This is a genomic window from Candidatus Villigracilis vicinus (assembly GCF_016702885.1).
GTDB lineage: Bacteria > Chloroflexota > Anaerolineae > Anaerolineales > Villigracilaceae > Villigracilis > Villigracilis vicinus.
Window position 1 is genome coordinate 56,473 of record NZ_JADJDD010000012.1, and the last position, 25,399, is coordinate 81,871.

The 25,399-nt window shown below is 51.7% G+C and carries 20 protein-coding genes and 1 tRNA gene; 16 read left to right on the plus strand and 5 right to left on the minus strand.

Going from position 1 to position 25,399, the window contains the following annotated elements:
* The first annotated feature begins 155 nt into the window (after window positions 1-155).
* Window positions 156-4,979: a PAS domain S-box protein gene (locus tag IPG80_RS11810; RefSeq protein WP_345106862.1), complete on the plus strand. Its 4,824-nt coding sequence runs from the start codon at window positions 156-158 to the stop codon at window positions 4,977-4,979.
* A gap of 68 nt (window positions 4,980-5,047) precedes the next feature.
* Here IPG80_RS11810 and pfkA read toward each other — a convergent pair whose 3' ends face one another.
* Entirely contained in the window at window positions 5,048-6,022 is a 975-nt protein-coding gene (pfkA, locus tag IPG80_RS11815) for a 6-phosphofructokinase (protein WP_345106865.1), read from the minus strand.
* 1 nt (window position 6,023) lies between these two features.
* Window positions 6,024-6,944 (minus strand): ribonuclease Z, encoded by a 921-nt coding sequence (locus IPG80_RS11820; protein ID WP_345106868.1) that lies wholly within the window; start codon window positions 6,942-6,944, stop codon window positions 6,024-6,026.
* 290 nt (window positions 6,945-7,234) lie between these two features.
* Between IPG80_RS11820 and IPG80_RS11825 the strand changes: the two genes are divergently transcribed.
* The 8 genes from IPG80_RS11825 to IPG80_RS11860 all read left to right on the plus strand — a co-directional run bounded on the left by IPG80_RS11825 (window position 7,235) and on the right by IPG80_RS11860 (window position 15,840).
* Complete coding sequence (locus IPG80_RS11825) at window positions 7,235-9,583, plus strand: DNA translocase FtsK 4TM domain-containing protein (protein WP_345106871.1); 2,349 nt, start codon at window positions 7,235-7,237, stop codon at window positions 9,581-9,583.
* Between the two features lie 151 nt (window positions 9,584-9,734).
* On the plus strand, window positions 9,735-10,967 hold the full coding sequence (locus IPG80_RS11830; RefSeq protein WP_345106874.1) for a hypothetical protein: 1,233 nt from the start codon (window positions 9,735-9,737) through the stop codon (window positions 10,965-10,967).
* Window positions 10,968-11,118: 151 nt separating this feature from the next.
* The gene (locus IPG80_RS11835) at window positions 11,119-11,517 is read left to right on the plus strand and encodes a cobalamin B12-binding domain-containing protein (RefSeq protein WP_345106876.1); all 399 of its coding nucleotides are present in this window, start codon (window positions 11,119-11,121) and stop codon (window positions 11,515-11,517) included.
* Window positions 11,518-11,590: 73 nt separating this feature from the next.
* Window positions 11,591-12,595, plus strand: coding sequence for a methylmalonyl Co-A mutase-associated GTPase MeaB (meaB, locus tag IPG80_RS11840; RefSeq protein ID WP_345106879.1), 1,005 nt, complete (start codon window positions 11,591-11,593; stop codon window positions 12,593-12,595).
* Window positions 12,592-13,146, plus strand: coding sequence for a GNAT family protein (locus IPG80_RS11845; protein ID WP_345106881.1), 555 nt, complete (start codon window positions 12,592-12,594; stop codon window positions 13,144-13,146). The genes meaB and IPG80_RS11845 overlap by 4 nt, the downstream gene beginning before the upstream one ends.
* 5 nt (window positions 13,147-13,151) lie before the next feature.
* Window positions 13,152-14,141: a ribose-phosphate diphosphokinase gene (locus IPG80_RS11850; RefSeq protein WP_345106883.1), complete on the plus strand. Its 990-nt coding sequence runs from the start codon at window positions 13,152-13,154 to the stop codon at window positions 14,139-14,141.
* Window positions 14,142-14,218: 77 nt separating this feature from the next.
* Entirely contained in the window at window positions 14,219-15,040 is an 822-nt protein-coding gene (gene mutM, locus IPG80_RS11855; RefSeq protein ID WP_345106886.1) for a bifunctional DNA-formamidopyrimidine glycosylase/DNA-(apurinic or apyrimidinic site) lyase, read from the plus strand.
* Between the two features lie 2 nt (window positions 15,041-15,042).
* A complete protein-coding gene (locus IPG80_RS11860; RefSeq protein WP_345106889.1) occupies window positions 15,043-15,840 on the plus strand; it encodes a hypothetical protein in 798 nt (265 codons plus the stop codon).
* A 59-nt stretch (window positions 15,841-15,899) separates the two neighbouring features.
* Here IPG80_RS11860 and thrS read toward each other — a convergent pair whose 3' ends face one another.
* Window positions 15,900-17,711: a threonine--tRNA ligase gene (thrS, locus tag IPG80_RS11865; RefSeq protein ID WP_345106891.1), complete on the minus strand. Its 1,812-nt coding sequence runs from the start codon at window positions 17,709-17,711 to the stop codon at window positions 15,900-15,902.
* A gap of 396 nt (window positions 17,712-18,107) precedes the next feature.
* Here thrS and IPG80_RS11870 point away from each other — a divergent pair, with 396 nt between their 5' ends.
* Window positions 18,108-18,794: a helix-turn-helix transcriptional regulator gene (locus IPG80_RS11870; RefSeq protein ID WP_345106894.1), complete on the plus strand. Its 687-nt coding sequence runs from the start codon at window positions 18,108-18,110 to the stop codon at window positions 18,792-18,794.
* Between the two features lie 26 nt (window positions 18,795-18,820).
* Here the strand turns inward: IPG80_RS11870 and IPG80_RS11875 are convergent.
* Window positions 18,821-18,894: transfer RNA gene (locus IPG80_RS11875), tRNA-Val, on the minus strand.
* 76 nt (window positions 18,895-18,970) lie between these two features.
* Between IPG80_RS11875 and IPG80_RS11880 the strand changes: the two genes are divergently transcribed.
* The 6 genes from IPG80_RS11880 to IPG80_RS11905 all read left to right on the plus strand — a co-directional run bounded on the left by IPG80_RS11880 (window position 18,971) and on the right by IPG80_RS11905 (window position 24,058).
* Window positions 18,971-19,882 carry a class D sortase gene (locus tag IPG80_RS11880; protein WP_345106897.1) on the plus strand — a complete coding sequence of 304 codons (912 nt, stop codon included), beginning with the start codon at window positions 18,971-18,973 and terminating at the stop codon, window positions 19,880-19,882.
* 56 nt (window positions 19,883-19,938) lie between these two features.
* Window positions 19,939-20,112 carry a hypothetical protein gene (locus tag IPG80_RS11885; protein WP_345106900.1) on the plus strand — a complete coding sequence of 58 codons (174 nt, stop codon included), beginning with the start codon at window positions 19,939-19,941 and terminating at the stop codon, window positions 20,110-20,112.
* Between the two features lie 80 nt (window positions 20,113-20,192).
* Entirely contained in the window at window positions 20,193-21,473 is a 1,281-nt protein-coding gene (locus IPG80_RS11890) for a class I SAM-dependent RNA methyltransferase (protein WP_345106902.1), read from the plus strand.
* An 88-nt stretch (window positions 21,474-21,561) separates the two neighbouring features.
* Window positions 21,562-22,230 carry a 5-oxoprolinase subunit PxpB gene (gene pxpB / locus IPG80_RS11895; RefSeq protein ID WP_345106905.1) on the plus strand — a complete coding sequence of 223 codons (669 nt, stop codon included), beginning with the start codon at window positions 21,562-21,564 and terminating at the stop codon, window positions 22,228-22,230.
* On the plus strand, window positions 22,220-23,206 hold the full coding sequence (locus IPG80_RS11900; protein WP_345106908.1) for a biotin-dependent carboxyltransferase family protein: 987 nt from the start codon (window positions 22,220-22,222) through the stop codon (window positions 23,204-23,206). The genes pxpB and IPG80_RS11900 overlap by 11 nt, the downstream gene beginning before the upstream one ends.
* 132 nt (window positions 23,207-23,338) lie before the next feature.
* On the plus strand, window positions 23,339-24,058 hold the full coding sequence (locus tag IPG80_RS11905) for a 5-oxoprolinase subunit PxpA (RefSeq protein WP_345106910.1): 720 nt from the start codon (window positions 23,339-23,341) through the stop codon (window positions 24,056-24,058).
* Between the two features lie 18 nt (window positions 24,059-24,076).
* On the opposite strand, the gene IPG80_RS11910 is transcribed toward IPG80_RS11905, so the two are convergent.
* Complete coding sequence (locus IPG80_RS11910; protein ID WP_345106912.1) at window positions 24,077-25,399, minus strand: hypothetical protein; 1,323 nt, start codon at window positions 25,397-25,399, stop codon at window positions 24,077-24,079.

The window sequence follows — 25,399 nt, forward strand, 5'->3', positions numbered from 1 at the left end:
GCTATACTAATTTTAACCATCAAACTCAGGCACAATTCATGAGCAACGATATGGACGGAAGCAAAAAAGTTCAATCAGTCAAAAACATACAGGGGAAGAAAAGCAATAGAGTTGAACGCGCCACAATAAAAAAGACCGGCACCGGAAATAGCAACATGCCAACACAAGCATCTCAACGCGGCACAAAAACAAATAAAAAAACAGCTTCTAAAGACTCTGTCCAAGCGGCATCCCTTCAGGAAGTTGCGGCTGAAAACACGCGTCTGCGCAAGTCTCTCGAACAGGAAATTCGTGACCGGAAACTGATGGAAGAGGTTTTAAAAAAGAACGAACAGTCTTCGCGCAAATTAATGGAGACTGCCCTGCGGCAAGCGCAAGAACTGACATTGCTGGATAAGGTCCGATCCACGATCGCCTCAAAATTAGATATGCCCGCCCTAATCCAAAGCGTGGTCGAATCCATTAAAGAGGTTTATGGGTACACCCATGTGAGTATTTATATTCTCAAAGGAGAAGAACTCCTTTTACAATATCAGGTGGGGTATCAAAAGACCATTGATCGCATTCAGATCACCGAAGGCATTAGCGGACGGGTAGTCCGCACAGGGCAACCCATCCTCGTCAAAGATGTAAGCAAAGTTCATGATTTTCTTGGCGCTGTTGAAAACCTAAAATCAGAGATCACTGTTCCACTATTGGATAACGGTCAGGTCGTTGGCACATTAAGTGTGGAAAGCACGAACAAACTCACCCAAGCCGACCTCAACATTCTGGTTGCGCTCAGCGTAGATGTGGGCGTTGCCATTGGGCGCTCTCGTTTATACGAAGATGTTCAACGGCGCAGTCACACCCTCTCCGCCTTGCAAGAATCCACGCTTGCCATCATGGGGCAGCTGGCATTACCAGACGCACTTAATGCCATTCTGGCACAAGCCGCTCAATTAATGAACACCGTCAATGGGTTTATCTACCTGTCACAACCCAACGGCAACCTGCAATTATTGAACGGCATTGGCGTCTACCGAAAATATATTGGGATCACCATCGAGATTGGCGAAGGGTTGGTTGGCAAAGTATGGCAATCTGCTCAGCCGCTGATCGTTAACGATTATCGTAACTGGGAAGGAAGAACATCCAAATTCGAAGGCGAAACGTTCCAGGCGGTCATTGGCGTCCCATTGTTTGAAAAATCCCAGTTAAGCGGAGTTTTAGGGCTATCTCACCTTATCCCCGGATCATTATTCAAAGAATCTGATGTTGAACTATTAAGTAGATTTGCCCAACTAGCCTCCATTGCCATAAACAACGCAGCACTATATACACAGATACATCAGGAATTGATCGAGCGCAAACTGGCAGATAAAAGACTACGCGCCAGTGAAGAACGGCTGATAGCTGTTATGGAAGGAAGCCAGCTCGGCTACTCCGATTGGAACATCCAAACCGGCGTTGTACTTAGGAATGAACGCTGGTCCGCCATGCTCGGCTATACATTGGAAGAGGTCAAAACCAGTTATGTACAATGGGAAGATCTACTCCACCCGGATGACCATTTGCAAGCAAAGCGCATCCTTCATGATCATCTGGATGGGAAAACATCGGTCTATCGCAATGAATACCGTCTGCGTACCAAGAGCGGTGGATATCGCTGGATACTAGATCAAGGAAGGGTTATCGAACGCGACGCCAACGGGCATGCCTTACGCATGACTGCCACGCATACAGATATCACAGAACGCAAGCATGCCGAGCAGGAGTTAAAGACCAGCGAACAGCATTTTCGCTCCATTTTTGAGCAATCGCCCATCGGCATGGGGCTGATCGACACAAGAACCGGAAAGTTCCTGCAAGTAAATCCGCGTTACTGTGAGATCACTGCTCGCACAAGAGCCGAACTGCTTACTTTGACCTTCAACGATATCACTCATCCCGAAGACCGGGATGTCAGCAATGAAGATAACTTCCTCCTGCTGCAAGGAAAGATCCGTTCTTTTGAATTTACAAAACGCTACCTCCGCCCCGACCAATCTGTTGTATGGGTTCACCTGACCGTTGTGGCACTTTGGGAAAAATATGGCGAGCCCCATATCAACCTCACCATGGTTGAGGATATTACCGAACAAAAAATGGCGCAGCACGCATTAATAAAAAGCGAACAGCGCCTTCAAGCTTTCTTCAACCAATCATTGGATGGTTTTTTCTTCTGCGATTTCGAAGAACCCATCGAATGGAAGCATGCCAGCAACAAGGATGAAACACTCGAGTACATCATCACAAGCAAGCGCTTTACTGACGTCAACGACGCCATGCTAAAGCAATACGGGATCACCCGCAACGAATTCCTCAGCCTCACCACTAGAGATATCTTTGCCCATGATCTTGAACAAGGGCGGAAGCTTCGCCGCGAGCTGTTCGACACGGGGCATTTGCACATTGAAACCTACGAGCGCACCAAAGATAATACCCCCGTCTGGTTCGAAGGGGATTATGTATGCCTGTTCGATGAATCCGAACGCATTACCGGCTTCTTCGGCATCCAGCGCGACATCACCGAGAGGAAAAAATCTGAAGAGGAGTTAAAGCGTCACGTCCAAAACACGATCACGATGTACGAGCTGAGTCGCAGCATCCACACCAGCCTCGACCTCGATCACGTTTACCAGGAAGTACATCACGCCATTCTGAAACTGATGCCTTGTGATGCATTCCTGATCGCACTGGTGGATAAAAAAAATCAATGGATCCAAGATGTATACATGTGGGACAAAGGGAAACGCTGGGCAAGCGAGCGGCACCCCTTTGGCGATGGGTTAACCAGCTATATCATCACCACCCAAAAGCCCTTGCTTGTAAACGAATGGACAACAGCCGACCAACAGATCACTCATTCCGGGTTGTTCGGAGATACCAGCGAAGACACCAACTCCGTCCTGGCCGTCCCTCTCTTTGAACTGGACGGCTCATGTTTTGGAATGATCACCGCCCAGGCATATCCTTCCAACGCATACACACACGAACACGAACAACTTCTGATCACCCTGGCAAACCAGATATCAAAAGCCATCGAAAACGCCAACTTATTCGAAGAGGCACAACAGGAAATTGCCGAAAGAAAACGGACCGAAGAAGCTCTGCGCGAAAGTGAAGAACGCTACCGCACCCTATTCTCTGGCATGTTGGATGGTGTATACCGCAGCACCCACGAAGGAAATTTTGTAGATGTAAACCCCGCCTTGGTGAACATGTTTGGATACGCATCTCGTGCAGAGATGCTTTCACTGGATATCAAAAAAGAACTTTACTTCGCCCCTGAAGAACGCCTCAGCCTGTTCACCGACACCGGGCAGGAAAAAGTGGATGAGTTCCGTATGAAGCGCAAAGATGGCTCTGAAATTTGGGTGGAAGATCATGGGCGCTACATCCACGACGAAAACGGAAATGTCATTTACCATGAAGGCATCCTGCGCGACATCACCGAACGGAAACGCGCAGCCGAAGCTGTGCGCGCCGCCGAGGAAAAATATCACAGCATCTTTGAGAATGCCGTTGAAGGCATTTATCAGAGCACGCCCGAAGGACGCTTCATCACCGTGAACCCGGCATTCGCTGCAATGATGGGTTTCGATTCTCCCAAAGAGATGATCGGGTCCATCGCTGATATTGCCAGTCAGTTGTATAACGAAACAGATCGGCGCAACGAGTTTGCCCGTCAGCTTGAAGAACTGGGCAGCCTGGCAGGGTTTGAATACCAGATGCGTCGCAAAGACGGGAGGTTGATCTGGGTTTCCGAAAATGCCCGTCTTGTGCGAGACAACAAGAGCAAAGTGGTGTACTACGAAGGTTTCCTGGAAGATATCACCGCCCGCAAACAAAATGAGCAACGCATCGAAAATCAACTCAGGTTACTAAATGCCTTGCACGCCGTTGATACTGCCATCAACTCCAATTTCGACCTGCGCACCACTCTCGATGTTCTATTACGGGAAGTCAGTTCCCAGCTCCGGGCAGATGCCGCATCGGTGTTGTTGTTCAATAAAGACACCCATACTCTCGACTATACCGCCGGGCGCGGCTTTCACTCCAAGGCTATACAGCACACAAAACTCAGTGCGGGTGAAGGCTATGCAGGGCAAGTCATAATGGACCGCAAGATCCTCCATATTCAGGACCTGACCAAAGCGGAGAATAATCGACTAACCAATGCGCTTTCGCTTGCCGGAGAGGATTTTTCCGCATACATCGGCACCCCGCTCATCGCCAAGGGACAAGTTGTAGGCGTGCTGGAAATCTTCCAACGCATACCCCTTGCGCCCGACCCGGATTGGTTCGACTTCCTCTCCATGCTCGCAGACCAGGCAGCCATCGCCATCGATAACGCCCAACTCTTCGAGAATCTGCAACGTTCCAACTTTGACCTGACCCTCGCTTACGACGCCACTATCGAAGGCTGGTCTCGTGCGTTGGATCTGCGTGATCGGGAGACGGAAGGACATACCCAGCGTGTCACCAATCTGACCGTGAAACTGGCTCAAAAAATGGGCATTCCCGACACTGACATTCTTCACATCCGCCGGGGTGCACTCCTGCACGATATTGGCAAAATGGGCATCCCAGACAGCATCCTGCATAAACCCGCACCTCTCACACCACAGGAATGGGACATCATGCATCAACATACCAATTATGCATATCAGATGCTCACCCCCATTAAATATCTAAAGCCAGCCCTCGACATCCCCCGCTGTCATCACGAAAAATGGGATGGCTCAGGCTACCCCAACGGACTGACCGGCGAACAGATTCCCATCGCCGCACGCATCTTCGCCGTGGTCGACGTTTGGGATGCGCTCACCAGCGACCGTGCCTATCGAGAAGCGTGGTCACATGAAAAAGCCATTGACTATATTCGCTCCGAAACCGGAAAACATTTTGACCCCACCATCGTTGAAATTTTCCTCACCATGATAGTAAGTGGTTAAAAGGGACACAATAAAAATGACGGCAGATATTCGCATCCGCCGTCATTTTTTTATTTACACAACCACATTTACCGCGCCAAGACCTTCACCATGTGATAGTACTCCATGTTCACTTTGCGCTTATTGCTGATCACATCCGCCAGCGGAATAAAATCAATACCCTTGCCCTTGAGCCCGGTCATCACGCCATGCTTTCCTTCCACCAGGGCTTCCACAGCTTTAACACCCATGCGTGAAGCCAGCAGACGGTCATATGCCGTCGGCGAACCACCGCGCTGAATGTGACCAAGGATGGTCATGCGCGTTTTGAAACCCAGATCCATCTCGTCGATCAACTGCGCCAGGTCTGTAGTGCGAATGCCTGACCCTTCAGCATTGATGATAATGGCATGGGTCTTGCCGCGCTTGTAAGCATCTTCCACTGCGGCGGCAACTTCCTGTTGGTCTGGCGGGGTTTCAGGGATCAAAACGATCTCTGCGCCACAGATAATGCCCGCCATTACAGCGAGGTAGCCGCTGTTACGTCCCATCGTTTCGATCAGGAAGGCACGCTGATGAGAGGATGCCGTATCGCGCAATTTATCCACCGCATCCATGATGGTGTTCATGGCAGTATCCGTACCAATGGCAATGTTCGTTCCCCAGATATCATTATCGATACTGCCGGGAATGCCGATCACCTTTACACCCTGCAGCGACAGCGCATTTGCGCCGTTCATCGAACCTTCGCCGCCGATGACAATAAGGGCATCCATGCCCGCCTCGTTCATCTTGCGGATCGCTTCACGCTGACCAGAAGGTTCCTGAAAGCGTTTGCTGCGGCTGGTCAACAACACGGTTCCGCCGCGCTGCAAAATACCGCCTACATCACGCGGACCCATGGATTTGAACTCGCCATTAACGAGACCCTCATAGCCATGCATCACACCAAGCACGTTCATGTTATTCGCCAACGCCGTCCGAACCACTGCGCGGATCGCCGCGTTCATACCGGGGGCATCACCCCCTGAAGTTAGTACACCTACCGTAAATTTTTCCGACATCTTAAATTTCTTTCTTTATCACAAAGGTATCAAAATCGCGCGCCACTATCGTATTTGGAAAGATCGTCTGTGCTTCTGCCAGAACATCTCTCCCGCGATATCGTCGCGAAATATGCGTAAGTATTAATTTTTTAACCCCGGCTTTTTGGGCAAGTTCCGCCCCCATCCTGGCTGTGAGGTGAGAAAATTGCTTTGCCATATCCGCTTCCTCATCCATATAGGTGGATTCGATCACAACGGCATCTGCATCCCTGCAAACCTCGATCAGGTTATCTACTCGTCCTGCATCCCCCACGATCACGAGCTTGCTCCCCTTTTCCCAATCACCCAGTACCTCATCTGGCATGATGCGTTTTCCATCTGCCAACGTAACTGCTTCACCATTCACGAGCGCTTTCCGCTCCGGTCCGAACGGCACACCCAGCGCATCCGCTTTTTCGGCAAGGAAAGGACGCCGCGATTTTTCTTCAAAGACATAACCCAGGCTGTCTGCCTTGCCATGAGAGACGGGAAATGCCGTCACCGTAAAATCTTCAGCCTCAAAAATAACCCCCGGCGTGATCTCCACCAGGTGCAGCGGCATCGGCGTTTTTTTCCCGCGCAGCACCACATCAAAAAGAAGGGTGCGCACTCGCTCCAACGTGCCGCGGCTGCCATACACATGGAATTCTTCAATAGCTTCCCAACGCAGAAACGTGGACAGCAAACCACCCAGCCCAAGGATATGGTCGAGATGCCCATGGGTAATGAGTGCGTGTGTCAAGCGCTTGAAGCCCTTGCCAGACTGCAATATCTGCCGTTGGGTGCCTTCACCGCAATCGACCAGAAAACGATGTTCGTTGTGGGAAACGATGTGTGAGGAAAGCCCGCGGTGCGCCGACGGCGCGGATGCCGATGTGCCGAGAAATAGAATTTCGAACAAATTTGGTCCTGTCCAACTGCGGAGATAGCCCCGCGAATCAATCATCTGAAAGTTAAGCCTTGCAATTTTACCTTAAACCCCGCCAACCAAGCCATTTTTATATAGCCGGGGAAATGTCTATAAAAGTGGATGAGAGGTAATACAAAAAGAACCGCTGCCCCAATTGCTATGCCGAAGGTAAACAGACCATTTGTGCTATAATGACTCAACAACGTTTTTTACAAATTTCTCATCAGAAACCGCTTGATCTTTCAATCTACAAATCGTCAAATTAATAATCGGCAATCAAAATGCCTCTCCTTAAACCCTCCGCGCCCCAAAGTAAAAGCACAAAACCTGCAGGCAAAACCTTCCCTGTCAAAAAGGGCGGCGCGGATTCGCACGCCAAACCTTCCTCAAAAAATAAAATACCAGACCTGCCCCCGCCTCCACCACCCATGCCGCAGCGTGAAACATCCTGGTGGGAAAAACTCTCGCCCGAACGCAAACTCGATGTCGTCGGCGTCATCCTCGCCTTTTTCGGGGTCATCATCCTTTTGGGTTTGCTCTCTGCCAATCGTTCCGCCATCGTTGGCGGTGTTATTTTCTTTCTGGCACAATTATTCGGCTGGGGAGTGTACGTACTGCCCATCGGATTGTTGGTTTTCGGTTTATGGCTGGTCTTTCGCAAGATCGAACGCATCCCACCGCTTTCCACTGAACGCGCCGTCGGCAGCATCATCCTCTTCTTCTGGCTGCTTACCACCCTGCACTCCTTTGTCGCCACCGCCGAAACAGCCGAAGCCGTAGCCCTCACCGGTTTGGGCGGCGGATACTTTGGCGGGCTGGGTCAACGCCTGCTATGGGGAGCATTTGGCTCGCTGGGTGCATTCGTTGCCATGCTTGCCTGGCTCACTATCGGCATTGCCGTTCTGCTGGATAAACCCGTCACCGACCTTTTCTTCTGGCTCAAATTGTTGATGGATAAACTGAGCGAGCTGCTTCGCCGTCCGGTTGCGCCTCAACCTCAGCCGATAGCTGCCGCCACCGCCCCAGATGGACTCACCCCGATAGATTCCTCTGCCATGCCCGCCATAGACATGGCAGGCGCCGTCCCCATTCAACCTGTTCAAACTCGCAGCGGCACGCACATCATCGAATGGAAGCTGCCCGACCTTACCGATATCCTGGATGAAGGCACCGAAGCCACCGTCAACGATGAATTCATTCAGCAACGTGCCCGTTTGATCGAAGATACCCTGGCTTCCTTTGGCGCGCCAGCGCAGGTAGTGGCGATCAGCCGCGGACCGACGATCACGCAATTTGGGGTGGAGCCGCTTTTTCTTGAGACCCGAGGCGGCGTGCGGACGAGAGTCCGCGTTTCAAAGATCGCATCTCTCGCCGACGACCTCGCCCTGGCATTAGCCGCGCCGCGCATCCGTATTCAAGCACCGGTTCCAGGCCATAGTTATGTCGGTATCGAAGTGCCGAATGAAGAGATGGCGCGTGTAGCTCTGCGTGACATTTTGGAAGGCGAGATCTTCAAGAATTACAAAAAGCCGCTTGCCTTTGCACTCGGTCGAGATGTGGCAGGGATGCCAGCCATTTCAAGCATTGAGAATATGCCGCACATGCTCATCGCCGGTACCACTGGCTCTGGTAAATCGGTGTGCGTCAATTCCATTTTGACCTGTATGCTTTTGTATCACACCCCCGATGACTTGCGCCTTGTGCTCGTGGACCCCAAGCGCGTCGAGTTGACCGGCTACAACGGCGTGCCGCACCTGCTTGGACCCGTGGTCGTTGAAATGGATCGTGTGATCGGCGCACTGCAATGGATCACGCGTGAAATGGACAAGCGCTATCACATGTTCGCCCAGATCGGTTCACGTAACATCACCGACTACAACGCCAAGATGAAATTAAAAGGCGAGAAGAAATTACCCTTCCTGGTCATCGTCATCGATGAATTGGCAGACTTGATGATGATCGCACCGGATGAAACCGAAAAGACCATCACCCGCCTCGCTCAATTGGCGCGTGCCACCGGCATTCACATGATCCTCGCCACACAGCGCCCGTCTGTGGATGTTGTTACAGGTCTTATTAAAGCCAACTTCCCGGCACGTATCGCGTTTGCTGTGGCGTCTAATACAGACAGCCGCGTCATCCTCGACCAACCCGGCGCGGAAAAATTACTCGGACGCGGCGACATGCTCTATCAGGCTCCCGATGCACCCGCTGCCGCACGTTTGCAAGGCGTATTCGTTTCAGATGGTGAGATCCACAAATTGGTCGAGTTCTGGCGCGACCAGGCAGGTAACACCAGTCCATACGCCGCTGCCGCGGGCAACCCTGCCGATACCATCCCTGAAAATGTGCCGCTCAAACAAGCTCCGCTTTGGGAAGAAGGCGCAAAAGCCAACGGCGACCCCTTGTATGAAGATGCTGTGGCGATCGTACGCAAAGAAGGCAAAGGCTCAGTCTCCATGCTGCAACGCAAGCTGCGCATCGGGTACACCCGCGCTTCCCGCCTAATGGACACAATGGAAGATAAAAAGATCGTCGGTCAGCCTGAGGGTGCAACCCAAATGCGGCAGGTGTTGGATTATGGGGATACTCCGCCGCCGCAGAATACCATCAACACAGAAGAAGAATAAGCCTTATGCTTATTTTATAATGGCGCGAATTTTTTGATTTGCAAAATTTGCGCCGATCAACATCAAGACCAAAATCTCACATAACGCTACCCCTATTGGCATACATCTGTCTTCTAAAGACAGTTCATTTAATTTCAGGGAGAAGATTCTCATGAGTACAAAAGCAAAGATTCTATCCATTTTCATAACGCTTGGCATTACGCTTGCCTGTGCGGTCAGGCAGGTGGCTCCACCAACCCCGGCAAGTGAAAATCTGCCGCCGACTGTGATCGTTGTCATTACCAACACACCTGATGTAACGCCGACTGCAAGCATCCCCGCCCTGCCCGGCTCGGTCATTTACGACGATGGCGAAAATATCCTCTCCATCGACCCGAACACAGGTATATCCAAGGTTTTACTTTCCCGTACGGAATTGGAAACTGCCCTGGCAAAAGACCGTTCAGCAGAGTCTTATACCTATGGCGCCAAAACGCCGTTTGCGATCAAACTCTCACCTGATCAATCAAAGGCACTCATCACCATCTGCTCTGACCTGGATGCCCGCTATCGCTGTTTATTCTCCGACCACGTTTACACCTTGGACACTGGCGCAAGCGTCAAACTACCTGTTCCGCCGGATGCGTATGGCGTGTACTGGCAATGGTCGCCAGACGGCTCAAAACTCGCCGGAGCCGCCTGGTCTTATAACCGAGCCCTTTACTACCCGATCGCTTTTTTTGCAGTGGACAATGACGGTGCCAACCTAAACCTGCTTGATGCTGTCGTCAACGACCGCTGGCAGTTCGCGTGGAGTCCGGCAGGCGGCGCCATTCACCCCTTTAGTTACATGATGAATTTCAAATCCGTCTTTGCGGATAAATCCAAGCCGCAGGATGTATCCATTGCCGGTTTGGATGGCAACGACGCCATTGAATGCCTAGCCTTTTCACCAGATGGTGCAAAGGTAGCGTTCTCGGTCCGGCGTAATACCCCGAAGGATCACGAATGGGTCTATCTCGCCAATTCTGACTTTACAGAAGCAACCCAATTGACCGAATATGATATCGACTCGCGCTATTTCTGCAAAGTGAACTGGTCCCCTAATGGACAATTCGTTCACATGCGTTACGAGTACGACAACAGAGCCGAGACCGGCGAAGACCCGACCGGCAGCGAACCCCGCGCAGACAAACTAATCAATGTTGAAACCAGCAGCTTGCTTGAAACCCCAAAAAGCCTGCCCGCCTGCGGTTGGACTCCAGACAGCAACCTGATCTACGAAACAAAAACGCATGACGGCGGTATTCAAGTCCTAACTCCGGGAACGAATACCCCGGTGGAATTGCCAGCCGGGTTAAGTTCTACCGTATTGCATTGCCCCCTTTCATGGGCAACCGAGTAACTTACTTTAAGTCTGACTTGGTCTCATCCGTAGATAAAACAACATGCGCACTCGAAATTAAACTTCGAGTGCGCAATTTTAATTATGATTTATAGTATAAAATACATCTCACGATGTATAATCACATTAACGATTCTTTATCGGAGGATAAATGACCGAAAAGAAAATTAGAGTGCTTGTTGCAAAACCCGGGCTGGATGGGCATGACCGCGGCGCAAAAGTGATCGCGCGTGCCCTGCGTGACGCCGGAATGGAAGTCATCTACACTGGCTTGCGCCAGACACCTGAAATGATCGCCGAAGCGGCGCTTCAAGAGGATGTGGACGTGGTCGGCTTGTCGGTGCTTTCGGGCGCCCACATGGCATTGACACCGCGCGTAATGGAGTTGCTGCGTTCTAATGGGCAGTCACATGTCAAATTGTTTCTCGGCGGCATCATTCCCGATGAAGACCTCCACCGCCTCAAAGAAATGGGTGTAACCGGGATCTACGGTCCCGGCGCCAACACCGAAGATATCATCCGCGATATAAAAAAAGCGGTTGCAGAATAACTGCACATCCAACACAGAGCGGGTAACGCTCTGTGTTTTGTTGTAATTGCTATTACGCAAGAACAGGAATGGAATGACCTCTTCTCAAGCCATCCTCAACGGGGACAGACTTGCCCTCGCGCGATTGTTAACCCAGGTGGAAAACAATTCGCAGGAGGGGCGTTCGTCATTAATGGAACTGTTCCCGCACACCGGCAAGGCGCACCTCATCGGCGTCACCGGCGCACCGGGTACGGGAAAATCATCGCTGGTCAATCAGTTGGCGCTGCACTATCGCAAGAACGAAAATAAACGCATCGCCATTGTGGCTATCGATCCCTCCAGCCCATTCACAGGCGGAGCCGTACTCGGCGACCGCGTGCGCATGCGCGATCTTTCCGGCGACCCGAATGTATTCATCCGCTCAATGGCTTCGCGCGGTTCTTTAGGCGGGCTTGCTCAGGCAACAGCCAATGTGGTGCAGGTCTTTGATGCGGCAGGCTTCGACATCGTCATTGTTGAGACGGTCGGCGCCGGTCAAAGCGAAGTGGATATCGCCCGCCTCGCCCACACAACCTTGGTGGTCGAAGCTCCCGGGCTGGGAGACGATATCCAAGCCATTAAAGCAGGCATCCTTGAGATCGCAGATATTCTTGTGGTTAACAAGGCAGACCGCCCCGGCGTGGAAAATACCGAGAAGGCATTGAAGAGCATGCTCGAGCTGGCGCACCCCACAGAACGCGTCTTCAAACATCATGGCGTTTCGATGAAAGTGGAAGCGCCGAAACAAAAACCAACTACAGCCATGTGGATCCCCCCCATTCAACGGACGGTTTCCACGGAAGGTACGGGCGTTCCTGAATTGGTGAATGCCATTGGTCGGCATGTGGCGCACCTGCGCTTGAGCGGAGATTGGTCCCTTCGTGAGCGAACCCGGCTTGAGGTCGAATTGGAAGCGTTAATTCGGGATGGATTGATGAATCAATTTAGAGATTCCATCACAACGCAACAGTATGAAGAAACGATGGAGTCGGTTATGCAGCGAAAAATTTCGCCGTGGGAAGCGGCATCAACTTTAATGAATGGACGGAAACCATGAGCATCATTTACGGCAAACGTGTGCGGCTGCGCGCAGTGGAGCGCGAAGATGTGGAAAAATTCCACACATGGGTCAATGACCCTGAAGTGACCCGCAACCTTGGCATATATCTGCCCATGTCGATGCAGGATGAAACGACCTGGTTCGAAGGGTTTGGCAAGCGTGACCCCAATGAAAAACCGCTTGCCATCGAGATACGCAAAGGTAAGGCATGGAAATTGATCGGCAACTGCGGCACGTTTGGAATTGATACGATTAACCGCTCCGCGGAACTTGGCATTATGATCGGCGCAAAAGAAGAATGGAACAAGGGCTACGGCTCAGAAGCCATGACCTTATTATTACAGCACGGCTTTGAAACCCTGAACCTGAACCGCCTCTTTCTGCGTGTGTACGAAGAAAATGTACGCGCTGTGCGCTCTTATGAAAAGGCTGGCTTTGTGTTCGAGGGCAAAATGCGGCAGGCAGTTTATAAACATGGAAACTATGACGATGTTCTCTTCATGAGCGTTTTGCGTTCAGAGTGGGACTCGCGAAAGAAGGAGAAATAAGAACCATGCATCACGTTCATCACGATCTGAAAGTGTACGGCGGCATCAAGTTATTCGGCGGCACCGGCTCCCCCGAACTGGCGCAAAAGATCGCAGATTATCTCGAACTGCCCTTAAGCGGGCGCGAGGTGATCGAATTTCCGAACGAGAATTTATTCATAAAACTAAACGGCAGCGTGCGCGGACAGGATGTGTACGTCATCCAGACCACATCTTCACCGGTGCATCGCAACCTGATGGAACTGCTGATCATGATCCAGACGCTCAAACTGGATTCGGCGGCACGCATTACAGCAGTGGTACCCTACCTTTGCTACGGACGGTCGGATAAAAAGGACCAGCCGCGTGTGCCCATCACCGCCCGCCTCGTAGCGGATATGCTCGAAGCGGCAGGCGCAGACCGATATATGACCCTTGACCCGCATGCCGGGCAGGTGCAGGGCTTCTTCTCGATCCCGGGCGATGTACTGACAGCGTCGCACATGTTGATCGAACACATTAATCACAATCTGCGCTCCGAAATGAAAGACCCGGTAGTGGTTTCAGTGGATCTTGGTTTTGCCAAAAAAGGACGCAACTATGCGGCAGATATGGATATGCCGATCGCCTTTATTGAAAAACGCAGACACGGCAACGATGCCAAAGCCGAAGCGTTGACCCTGATCGGCGAAGTGAAAGACCGCGATGTGATCATCGTGGATGATGAAGTAGATACCGGCGGCTCCATTGCCCAGGCTGTGGATGTGGTAAAACGCAACGGTGCACGTGATGTGTATCTGGCATTCATTCACCCCGTCCTCTCTGCGAACGGAGCCGCCCGCCTCGCCTCCCTGCCTATCAAGCAGATCATCACCACAGACTCTACGCCGCTTTCTGCAGAAAAGCTGAAAGTCCTTGAAGGAAAGCTGACAATCCTCTCCATCTCCACCCTGCTCGGAGAAGTCATCCGCCGCGCTCATGAAGGGCGTTCGGTGGGAGAGATGTTTAACGAATAAATTCGGTATCAAGTATTAGGTGTCACGTTTGAAGCAAAGCCTGACACCTAATACTTCGCACCTGACTCTTAATTCTCATGCCTGAACTCCCCGAAGTTGAAACTGTAGCCCGCACCATTGAGCCGGATGTGATCGGTCGTACCATCACGGCTGCGGATATTCGTTGGGCACGGACGGTTGCCACACCCTCGCCGAAAAAATTCAAAGAACAGGTGCAGGGACAGCGTATTTTGGGTGTTTCGCGCCGGGCAAAATACATTGTTCTACAGCTTGAAAATTACAATCTCCTAATACATTTGCGCATGAGCGGCGACCTTGCCGTAAGAAAAGGTAAAATTCAGGCAGAAAAACATGACCGGCTCATCCTCAGTCTGCGCGGAAAGCGTGGCGAAGAGAGCTACCTTGCCTTCAACGACACGCGCAAGTTCGGGCGCGTCTGGCTGACGGATCAGCCCGAAACCGTGCTTGGCAAACTCGGTCCCGAGCCACTGGGCAAAGAGTTCACTCCGCAATGGCTGCACGAAAACCTGCACAAACGCAGCCGCCAACTCAAACCGTTGCTGCTCGACCAGACCTTCCTTGCCGGTGTTGGCAATATTTATGCCGACGAGTCGTTACACATGGCGAAGCTGCATCCTCTCGGGTTGTCGAATGCCGTAACGCTAAAACAAGCTGCAGCTCTGTGCGAAGCGATCAAGTCTGTGTTGAAGGAAGGCATCCGCCGCAACGGTGCCAGCATAGACTGGGTCTATCGCGGCGGCGAATATCAAAACTATTTCCGGGTGTATGACCGCGAAGGCAAACCCTGCCTGACATGCGGAACCGAGATCCAAAAATTCACAGTTGGACAGCGCGGCACCCATGTGTGCCCAACCTGCCAGCCGCTCGAAAGGAAATAACCATGCAACTAAATTTTGCCACGACCACCATCCCCACCATCCTGCTTTGGGGGTTGGGGCTTGCCATCTTCCTCGTAGGTGGGTTAATTGGTTATTTTAACCTGAGCATTGACGCCCGCAAAAAAATGGACACCGCCGATCAGAAGATCGAATTAGCACGCGCCGAGGCTGAGCGAAAAATTGCCGAAGCGCAAAAGATGCTGGATGAGGCAAAAGCGCTAAGTGCCCAGACTCCCAAGGTGGTGAATGAGCCTGCCATCTTGCGCCTAAAAAGTAACGATGGTTTTCGCTTTCAGATTGAAATGGACGGTCAGCTGTTGAATGCGCCGCTTACCCCCGAACGAAAAAAACGCCTGATCGAATTACTCGGTTATATTCGACCCTGGCTTGAAGGTGCGACAGCCGCCCCCCAGCCTGTACCTTCGTCTCAACCTGTATCTACACCCGTTGCTGCGCCTCAGATTACACCGACGCCTGTTTCTATCCCTATGCCGCCACCTACCGTCAAGCCAGTTACGCTTTCTTTAAATCCGGTAAAGCCCAAGCCAGACCCTGAAACTGAATTTAAACTGCTGAGCATGGTCAAACAGATCGACACGGTTCTGCAACGCCGCATTGAGGGAACGCCGATGGAAGGACTGGGGATTCACCTGAACGACACCCCGCAAGGCGGGCTGGAAGTGATCATCGGCTTGCAAAGATACGACACCATTGATGACGTACCCGACCCGAACATCATCGCTGCCATCCGAGCCGCCATTGCAGAATGGGAAAAGAAATACGTACCAGGGGCTTCATAGAAAACAGGCTAACAAAAAAGTCCACGGAATTCCGTGGACTTTTTTGTTTAGTATTCATTCTACAATTCGCTGGCGCGACGAGCGATCTTATCCTTCGCCCGTGCAACGAACTCACTCAAGGCAAACCCGTTCTGCTGGCTGCCATCACGCACACGCAGTGAAACCTGATTGGCTTCCATTTCGTTCTTGCCGACCACGATCATATACGGCACTTTCATCAACTGTGCCTGGCGGATCTTGGCGTTCATGCGCTGCGATGACATATCCGCACTGGCACGGATGCCGTTCTCGCGCAGTTCCTTCGCGATCTTCTCGGCATAGTCATTCTGTTCATCCGTGATCGAGATGACGCGCACCTGCTCCGGTGAAAGCCAGACCGGGAAATTCCCCGCGTAATGCTCCAGCAAAAAGCCAACCATACGCTCATGCGTGGAAAGCGGCGCACGATGGATACACAGCGGCACTTCATCGTGACCTTCGCTGTTTGTGAACTTCAGATCAAAGCGCGAGGGGACGGCAAAGTCCACTTGATTCGTGGCGAGCGAGAACTCACGTCCAATGGCAGACCAGATCTGCACATCGATCTTGGGACCATAGAACGCGGCTTCATCTTCCGCTTCCACATAAGGCACACCGCCATTGTCCATGGCGCGGCGCACCATGTCTTCCGTCTTCACCCACAGTTCGGGGTTATCGACATATTTTTTGCCAAGCCCGGCTTTTGAGTGCAACGACAAGCGCATGACGTACTTATCGATACCAAAAAGCTCGAAGTATTTCTTGTACAGTTCCACCACACCCATGAATTCCTGCTCAAATTGAGATTCAGAGCAGTAGATATGAGCATCATTCATCTGCATCGAACGGACGCGCATCAGACCAAAGAGTTCGCCTGATTTCTCATAACGATAACACGTGCCGTATTCGGCGAGGCGCACGGGCAGGTCACGGTAGGAACGTCCCTTCGAGCCGAATATCTTGTGGTGCATCGGGCAGTTCATCGGCTTGATGTAATACTTTACGCCTTCCAACTCCATTGGCGGGTACATGCTCTCGGCGTAGTAGGGCAGGTGACCAGAGCGGATGAACAGATCTTCCTTCGTCACGCTCGGCGTCTTGACGCGGTCATAGCCAGCTTGCAATTCCATTTCCTTGGCAAGCTTTTCCAATTCTTCGATAAGGATACCGCCATTCGGTAGCCATAGCGGCAAGCCCGGACCCACCTCTTCATCAAAGATGAAGATTTCCAATTCTTTGCCAAGCTTGCGATGATCGCGCTTCTTGGCTTCTTCCAACTGGTGCAAGTATTCCTCCAGTTGCTTTTTATTCTCCCAAGCCGTGCCATACAGACGCTGCAACTGCTTGTTATTCTCGTCGCCGCGCCAATACGCACCCGCCACAGACATCAGCTTGAAGGCATCTTGTTTGATTTCCTTCGTGTTCGCCACATGCGGACCACGGCACAAATCCGTGAAGGTATCTTGCTGGTAGATGGAAATTTCCGGCTTCTCTTTAAGCGGATTGCCGTATTCATCCAAGCCGCCTTTTTCAAGACCTTCGATCAACTCCAACTTATACGGCTGGTCGGCAAAGATCTTCTTCGCCTCTTCCGCCGAGATAACCGTCTTCTTGAAATCATGCTTGCCCTGTACGATCTGGCGCATACGCTTTTCAATGGCTTCCAGATCTTCCGGCGTTAAATTACGCGGCAGGTCGAAGTCGTAATAAAAACCATTCTCCACAGGCGGACCAATAGTCGGTTTTCCGTCTGGGAAGATTTCCATCACCGCCTGTGCCATCACATGCGCCGCCGAGTGGCGGATCTTGTAGAGATATGTTTCTTCGTATTTTTCCGTAACTTGTTGTGCCATTTTCAATTCCTTTCTTTTCTCCCCTCTCCCTCGGGGAAAGGGGCAGGGGGTGAGGGCAAATAAAAAACTCCCATCCACAACGGGACGGGAGTTTTAACTCACGTGGTTCCACCCGATTTGCAGGTCGAAATGAATTTCGACATACATCTCTTAAGCTGATAACGGAGCCATCCGTTTCACTTACTCACTGATCACTTTTCGCTGATCACTTTTCAATGTTACGCTCGCGAGTGGTTTTCTGTGATTGTCCCTTGAAGAAACTCTCAATCATTGGTTTCTTCTCCCTGTTAGGGATTTGACCACATACTCGTCTCGGTCAACGCGTTATCTTTATTGAATGTCAAGATTATAATCATATCAACCTAAAAAGACAATGCTTGCATCGGGAGAAAAAGCATGAAAGCAAAATCTGAGAAACGCCTGCTGGCTGAGCACCTCCGTACAGAATTGGGGTTTTCCTACAACGAGATATCGGAGCAAATTGGCGTCAGCAAAAGCACCTTGTCTCATTGGTTAAAGCATATTTTGCTAACGCTAGAGCAAGAAGAACGTATTCAACAGCGCATTGAAGATAACCAAGCAGCCTTTGTTGCACATGCCCGGAAAACCAATCAAAAACGATATAAGGACGCCAGAGAACAAGCATTCCAATTGGGGGTTGAAGTGGCGTCAGCCCTTCCTGAAAATGATGCCGTTCACGAATTAGCCCTTGCGATGCTCTATATGGGTGAAGGTGACAAAACCGGAAATCGTGTTCAAATCGCCAATACCGATCCCGCCGTCCTGCAATATTTCCTATGGGCAGTGGAAAAGCTCTATCAAATTAATAGGGGAGAAATGACCCTGCGATTAAACCTAGTCGAAGCGGCACGTTCACATGAAGATCAAATGAAAAATTGGTGGGCAGAGTGTCTGAATTGTAAAACTTCACAGTTCATAAAAACCCAATTTGACCAACGCTCTCAATCCCAGGACCTAACAGGAGATTATCGCGGTGTCTGCACGATCACCTATAATGACACCTATCTTTATGAACGGTTGGTGGGAGTTTATTCATCCTACGTGGGTAGGAAGACAAAATAAAAAACCACCTTTGAAGGTGGTTTTTGTGGGCGAGATAGGGCTCGAACCTACGACCTCATCGATGTCAACGATGTGCTCTAACCAACTGAGCTACCCGCCCGAAAGCGACCCACATTATACCGACTGTCCTACAAATTGGCAATCCCCTGTATTTTAACGGGTATAATCCCCGCGTTATGGCACGCAAAAAAGCGCCTGAAGATCTCTCGGTGGAAGAACTGCGCCGCCTGCTCGTTGAAAAGCGACGCGGCGCGCGTAAAGACCGGCTGGAACATTACCGCCGCACCGGGCGGGTCGTATCGCTTGCACCAGATCTGGATCTGACGGACTCGTCTCCTTCTGCGCCAACGATCGACACTGCAGAATCAGCCGTCCCTGCGCCCGAGCCGTTACCCGTCAACCCGCGCCGCAAACTACTGGACCGCATCCTCCTCGGCGTGGAAGTCCTTGCCATCCTCGGTCTGGTGGTGGTGATCCTCAATGGTGTTGGCCTGCTCCGCACCCTCAATACCGAGGTGGTCGCAGCACTGAACCCGGAGACCGCCGTCCCGACGCCATTGGTGATGGCAGTGGTGCTGCCTTCCGGGCACACCCCGCCTGATGCGCAAGGCAACACGCGTCCAAACGAAGCGGAAATTCCATCTCACCTGCTGCCAATGGTGCAGTCGCTGGCAAATGTGCCTGTACCCACCGCTGCGCCGGATCAAGCCGTTCGCATCCAGATCCCCGCATTGAACGTGGATGCCCCCGTGGTACAAGGCGATGGCTGGGAACAGCTCAAAAAAGGTGTTGGGCAATATATTGGATCGTCAGCTCCCGGGCGGGATGGGAACCTTGTGCTCTCAGCGCATAATGATGTCTACGGCGAGCTCTTCCGCTATCTGGATAGGCTCGTTCCCGGTGACCAGATCGTTGTTTACACCCAACAGAGGCAGTTCACATACATTGTGGATCGCACAGTACTGGTCGAGCCGACTGCTGTAGAAGTGATGGCACCCACCAACGCGCCCACGGTCACGCTCATTTCGTGCTATCCATATTTGGTCAACGATCAGCGTATTGTCGTTTTTGCGCGATTACAAAATTAATTTACGTCATTGCGCCGAGAAGCATTTTCCGCGCATGATGAAAAAGGAGAAATCAAATGGCTAAGAAAAACAAACGCCCCACCCCGGCTGTCTCGGTGACGAACAACCCTACTCAAAAATTCGAGTTCAACCCCGACTACAGCATGATCAAGAAAGACCTGACCCGCATTGGCGTGTTGGCTGGCTTCTTTATCACTGTGTTGGTGGTTCTTTCATTTATCTTGAAATAACAACCCAGAGCATATCGCGACAAAAAAGAGGAAAGACTATTAGTAGTCTTTCCTCTTTTTTGTTGACGTATAATCCAAGTATGCCCACCTCTCAACACGAAATCATCCTCGAAAAACTCACCTATGGCGGCGAAGCGATGGGGCGTCTCTCCGATGGTCGCGCCGTCTTCGTTCCCTTCGGCTTACCAGGCGAGACCGTTCGGATTCAACTGACACAAGAAAAACAGAACTTCGCCCGCGGCGAAATCCTTGAAATCCTTAAACCTTCCCCAGACCGAATCACAGCCAAATGCAAACACTTCTACTCCCTTCTCCCCGCGGGAGAAGGGTTGGGGATGAGGGCTGCTTGCGGCGGATGCCACTACCAAAACCTGCCCTACGAAAAACAACTACTTGCCAAAGCCGATATTCTGCGCGATCAACTCCAGCGTATCGGCAAGATAGAGAATCCTCCTGTCCTGCCAACGGTGGCATCCCCCTCTGAATGGAACTATCGCAATCATGTCCAATTCCATCTTACAGAAGAAGGCAAGGTCGGCTTTGTCAATACACGCGGCAACAGGACACTATCCATCGAAGAATGCCACTTACCCGAATCAAGCATCGACAATTTCTGGCGTGAACTTCAATTCGAATCACGTATAAACCTCGAACGCGTCTCCCTTCGCGCTGGGGATGATGAAGAATTAATGCTCATCCTCGAATCCGAAACCGAAGAAACTCCCGAACTCGAGATCGAAGCGGATATCTCCATCGTCCACATCTACGAAGACCATCCCGTCGTCATCGCGGGCAGCAACGCCCTCACCATTCAAGTCCTTGGCACAGATTTCCACGTCTCCGCGCCATCCTTCTTCCAAGTCAACACTCCAATGGCAGAAAAAATGGTGCAGCATCTTCAAGCCCAATTCCCGATTCCCGATTCCCAATTCACCCTCCTCGACCTCTACTGCGGCGTCGGCTTGTTTAGTAAATTCTTCGCCGACAAATACTCCAAAGTCATCGGCATCGAATCTGCCCCATCTTCCTGCGAAGACTTCGCTATCAACCTCGACGAATTCGACAACGTCGAACTCTATGAAGGCGTTGCCGAAGAAATCCTGCCCGCCCTCGCACCACAACTAACCGAGCCCATGCACATGATCGTTGACCCGCCACGCGCTGGCATCGACAAATTCGCCCTCGATGCAATCCTGCAAATCAATCCGCAAGTCATCGCTTATGTCTCCTGCGACCCATCCACCCTCGCGCGTGACGCGGCGCGCCTCATCAAAGGCGGCTACACTCTGCAAAACGCCACACCCTTCGACCTCTTCCCGCAAACCTATCACATCGAGTCCATCTCCATCTTCACCCGCTAATAGTTTTCACCACAGATAAACACGGATGGACTCAGATTTTTAGCAAACGCATTCAAACCTTTTTATCTGTGTTCATCTGTGGATAAAAATGAATTTCAAAACATCTCTCAAGCCACTCGGCGACTCCGCAATCCTCATCCAACTCGGTGACGCGATCGATCCCGTCCTCAATCAACGCGTCCACGACCTGAGCGCGCTCCTACAAAGCATCCCCACCGTCATCGAAACCGTCCCTGCTTATTGCACACTCCTCGTCCATTACGATTCGCTTACAACCACTTACAACGAAATTAAAAATCAGATTGAAGAAAAACTTGCACTCATAGATGAGTCTACTCACAGACCTTCCCGCCGCTTGGAGATACCCGTCCTCTATGGCAACGCCTCCGGTCCGGACCTTGAGCCTGCTGCAAAAACCCTAGCCTTATCTCCCTCCGAACTGATTCGCCTGCATAGCGAGCGCGAATACACCGTTTACATGATGGGTTTCACGCCCGGCTTTCCCTACATGGGAATCCTCGACGAACGCCTGACCCTCCCACGCCTATCCACCCCGCGGACTCGTGTGCCCGCCGGTTCTGTTGCCATCGCCGGATCCCAAACCGGAATCTATCCCGTCGACTCGCCCGGCGGCTGGCACATCCTCGGTCACACTCCACTCAAATTGTTCGACCCAATGAGTGAGAATCCATTTTTATTCGCGCCGGGAGATACAGTGAAGTTCATTCCAATTAAGAAGGATGACGATGGACGATAGACCACTGACCATAGACAACCACCCATCGTCCATCGTCCATGGTCTATCGTCTCCCGCGCTCGAAATTACCGACCTCACCGGCATTGCCACCCTTCAAGACTCTGGCAGGCGCGGATGGAATAAATTCGGCGTGCCCACCTCCGGTGCAATGGACTGGTTTGCCTATCAAGCAGCCAACTCGCTACTCAATAATCCTCCAAACTCTGCAACCATCGAACTCGGTCTCGGCGAAATCACCTTTCGCGCCTTACGCAATACGACCATTGCGGTCACTGGTGCAGGCTACGAAGTGGAAAACTATATCTGGACCTTTCCACTCTGGACGACCTTCTACGTCCGCGCCGGGTGGACAGTGCGTGTGAAGAAAACAAGCGGCGGCAATTGGGCATATATTGCCATCGCAGGCGGATTCGATTCCCCCGTCATCATGAATTCCCGTTCAGCATATCTGCGCGGCGGAATCGGCTCCGCTCTCAAAGCCGGTGACGTTCTGCCAGCCTTCACTCCGTCAGCTGACCTGCTCAAACTCGCCGCACGTGATTTCCCCGTGAATAAGTTCATGCCCTACAGCCAAACGCCCACCATCGAAGTCATCCCCGCCCCCCAAGCGGACTGGTTCACGCCCGAAGGCATCCGCACATTTTACGAGAGCGAATACACCCTCAGCCCTTCCTTCGACCGTATGGGCTATCGTTTACAAACGCTCTCTTCGCCGTCCTCGGCGAAAGGGATCGAGAAAGCCATCACCAAAGAACTCATCTCTGAAGGCATGACGATGGGCAGCATCCAAATCCCAGCTGACGGGCAGCCCATCGTCATGATGGCGGATGCTCCTACTGCGGGCGGTTACCCCAAGATCGCAAATGTGGCACGCGCAAGTCTGCCTTTGTTGGCACAATGTGAAGCGGGGTTGAGTCGAATTCGTTTTAGAGAAACAAACATAGAAGAAGCACAGGAAAATTACAAAAAACTTTAATGATGTCATCCTGAGCGATAGCGACACATGCACCGCGCTGCGGATGCAGTGCGGTGAGGATCTCTACCCCTACAGTAAGAGACTCTTCGGTCGCGAAGAACACTCCCTCAGAGTGACATGAACGGAGATATTATGAAAATTGACCTCAACTGTGACCTCGGCGAAGGCATCGGCAATGATGAAGCCATCATGCCATACATCGCCTCTGCCAACATCGCTTGTGGATTTCATGCGGGCGACGAACAGACCATGCGTGAGACTCTGCGGCTGGCGAAACGATTTGGCGTGAACGCAGGCGCGCACCCAAGTTGGAAGGACCGGGAAAATTTTGGACGCAAAGAAATGACAGTTTCTCCTGAAGAAACGGAGAAACTAGTCATTGAACAAATTCAGATTTTAGCGACAATTGCCAAGGAAGAAGGCGTGACGTTGACCCATGTCAAACCGCATGGGGCGTTGTATAACCAATCCGCAAAGGATTTTGAATTGGCAACCGCGATTGCGCGGGCAGTAAAAACCATCAGTGTAGATTTAATTTTGGTTGGGCTGGCAGGCTCAAGGTCGATTGAGGCGGGGCGGGCGATGGGGCTGAGAGTTGCGGCGGAGGGGTTTCCCGATAGAGGCTATAACGCCGACGGGTCGTTGATGTCCCGCCATCTTCCGGGGGCATTGATCGAATCGCCGGAGGAAGTGGCGCGGCATGCCCTTGAGTTGGTTAAGACCGGGCGCATGGATACGCTTTGTTTGCACGGGGATCATCCAAACGCGGCACAGAATGCAAAGATGTTGAGAGAGGTTTTGGAGAAGAATGGGGTTAAGGTGAGTGCGTTAAAAAAAGACAGTCACCTTTGAGGTGACTGTCTTTTGAAATTAATCATCCAACAGGTCGGCTAAAAAGCTTAATAGCCCGCCAGGTTCATTATCTTCATCGCCGGGCAGATCGCTTTCGACTTCACCGCTTTGACCATTGATCAACACAAGATGTTCACGCCCATCGAACGGCAATTCTGTCATCCATACGGGCAGGAGCGCCAGCTTGAAGGACTCAACCAGCATCCCCGCCGAAGAAGTATGTACGATGTTTACATTGCTCAACATGTGCGGCAACTCTTTCTTGATCGCATCGAATGCCCGGCTGCGTGCATCCAACGATGCGTCTGCCATCGGCACATCGTAGACTTCAGCAAGCCACCCTGCCAGAAAGCGCGGGTCATACGCCTTAAGCATAGAAAGATCGTAACCGGGGATCATTCTCATGAAGATCGCTGAAAGTTTCCGGGAAGCAGGCAGGGGCAGGTCATTCACCATAACAGGATATTGATTGGTCATCCGCACCACTTTCCGTTCGCGGCCGCGGCGATAATCATCTTCTTCGTATTCAACGATCTCACTTGTGTATTCGATCATGCCGCCAATATCGAATGTCCACAAAGGCAGGTAAATACCGCGCGGCAGATCTACTTTCTTTTCCGGCTTGATGTCGTTCTTCTCAACCCATTCGATCAACAAATGTGTAGCGCGTTTTAGGTCGAAGGCATGCGGCAAAATGGAATTGGGTTCGAGCAGGTCTTTGGTATGTTCAAGGCTGACCACATGCGGCGAATCGCAATAGGCACAATTGGCTGAGATCTGTTTGGGCGGCAGAATAAATTCCGCGCCGCAGCCGTTGCAATGAAAGACCTGCTCTTGCAGCGGTTTACCATGTCCCTTCATGGTTGCCATTGCAACAATGAAATCTTTTTCGGCACCCGCTCCGCCAGCAGCGCTCATGGGGTTTGGGCGGGTGCAATAATCGCACACCAGGGTTGCACCATCCGGCGAGAACGCCATACGCCCGCCGCATTTCGGGCACATGAAGCGGTCGGCTTGGGCTTCACGCAAACCATCCGGCGCGGCAGGCAGGTGATTCGGGTCGATCACATCTCCGGCTTTGAGTTTGCCATCCAGGATCGCGAGAGAACGACGAGCACGGGTATGGTAAATATCGTGCCCGAGGCAATTTTCCAACGCCTTGCGTTTTTCAGCCGGGTCGTCGGTTACCTCACTCATCCAAAACCAGCCCTCTGCCAACACATCGTGCGAACCTGCCATGTAAATGGCACGGTCGAGGTAACGGCGGGCAGCATCTTTGCTGCCGGTCTTTGCATCAATGATCCCCAACCGTAAAAGTTCTTTTGCGTAACTCGCGCTCAT